Genomic DNA, 1,954 nt, shown 5'->3' with positions numbered 1-1,954 from the left:
ATGGCCATCCCTGTTTGTAAGTCTGTATTCATCCCTTGAGTGATAGCATACTTTGCTTGTTTGACTGCGACCGGCCCGTTCTTCATAATATCTGCTGCCAATTCTTCACAAACAGATATCAGGAGGTTACGCGGCACCACTTTCAAAAGAATTCCTAATTCATAAGCCTCTTCTGCTGTCAATTTTTTAGCAGTGAAAATTAATTCTTTCGCTTTCATTTCACCAATTAACCTCGGCAAACGCTGTGTACCACCTGCTCCAGGGATAATTGCCCAACTTGTTTCAGTAAGACCCAACGATACACCTTCGGCTGCAATGGCAAAGTCACACGACAGCAACCATTCAAACCCTCCCCCCAATGCATATCCATTTACGGCAGCTATAGTTGGCTGAGGAAGACCTGCGATACTATTAAATACATCGCGAATTGCTTTAACGTTTCTTCGTACTTCCGCTTCATTTAAAGTCTTTCTTTCTTTTAAATCCGCTCCTGCACTGAATGCTTTTTCTCCTGCACCTGTGAAAATAACGACGCGGATATCCCCGTCTGTATAGACCTTATTTATGACTTCCTGCAACTCAATAAGGGTCACATAGTCAAAACAATTCAATACGTCTGGACGATTCACTGTAATATAGCCGATATGATTTTCCACTTTATAAATAACATTAGACATACGTTCTCTCCCCCTTTATTTTTAAAATTATCCCTTATGTAGACTAGCTAATAAGGGCTTTCTATTAATCATTCTCAATATTTTCTATAATAGMGGATATCCCCTGGCCTACACCGACACACATCGTGGCAAGCCCGAATCGGACCTTTCGCTTTTTCATCTCGTGTACCAGTGTTGTTAATATCCGTGCGCCGCTCGCTCCAAGTGGATGACCAAACGCTATCGCTCCTCCGTTTACATTCACTTTTTCCTGATCCAATTTTAATTGGCGAATACATTCAACAGATTGAGAAGCGAAGGCTTCGTTTAATTCAACTAGACCGATGTCTTCGATAGATAAATTTGCTCTATCCAACGCTTTTTTTGTTGCATAGATAGGACCGAGGCCCATAACCGACGGCTCTAAGCCCGCTACTGCACCTACAACATATTTCGCCAGAGGTTTTAACCCAAGTTCCCTAGCTTTATCGGCACTCATTAATAGTAACGCTGAAGCTCCATCATTTACACCTGAAGCATTACCAGCCGTTACAGTACCATCTTTAAAAATTGGTTTGAGTTTTTCTAGCTTTTCAATTGTCGTGTCTGGACGCGGATGTTCATCTTTATCGATGATGACCTCATTCCCTTTCCGATCCGTATATCGAACAGGTACAATTTCATTAACAAAACGCTCATTTTCCACTGCCTTTTTCGCTCTTTGCTGACTTTGAAACGCGAATTGATCTTGATCCTTCCTCGAAACCTTAAAGCGTTGGGCTACATTTTCTGCTGTTTGCGGCATGGAATCTGCGCCATACATTTCTTCAAGCTTTTTATTCGTAAAACGCCAGCCGATCGTTGTATCTTGAAGCTCCATCGACCCACGCGGGAAATCACTCTCAGGTTTGGCCATGACATACGGCGCCCTAGTCATGCTCTCAGTTCCACCTGCGACGTAAATATCCCCTTCCCCGACAGCTATCGAGCGTGCAGCATACATAACGGCATCAAGTCCGGAGCCGCACAAACGATTAATGGTTGTCCCTGCTACGTTCACTGGAAGACCTGCTAAAAGTGCAGACATTCTCGCCACATCACGGTTGTCCTCTCCTGCCTGATTTGCATTTCCGAAAATGACATCTTCAATTTGTTCCGGCGGCAGACCAGGATTCCGCTCTGTTAGCGCCTTTATTACAATTGCACCAAGATCATCCGGACGTACGCTTTTTAAGGCCCCTTTATATCTCCCAATAGGCGTTCTCACAGCATCTATAATCACAACTTCTCTCATTTTC

2 protein-coding genes are annotated in these 1,954 nt (G+C 43.6%); both read right to left on the bottom strand.

The window, feature by feature from the left end:
• Window positions 1-677 (bottom strand): enoyl-CoA hydratase-related protein (locus AC1DUW_RS27075; protein WP_477643955.1); only part of this gene is annotated, 677 nt, incomplete at its 3' end.
• Window positions 678-741: 64 nt separating this feature from the next.
• Window positions 742-1,950 carry an acetyl-CoA C-acyltransferase gene (locus AC1DUW_RS27070; RefSeq protein ID WP_477643956.1) on the bottom strand — a complete coding sequence of 403 codons (1,209 nt, stop codon included), beginning with the start codon at window positions 1,948-1,950 and terminating at the stop codon, window positions 742-744.
• Window positions 1,951-1,954: the final 4 nt, after the last annotated feature.

This window comes from Peribacillus sp. P4_C12, from assembly GCF_056402095.1.
This window is presented reverse-complemented; position numbering and strand designations above follow the sequence as displayed.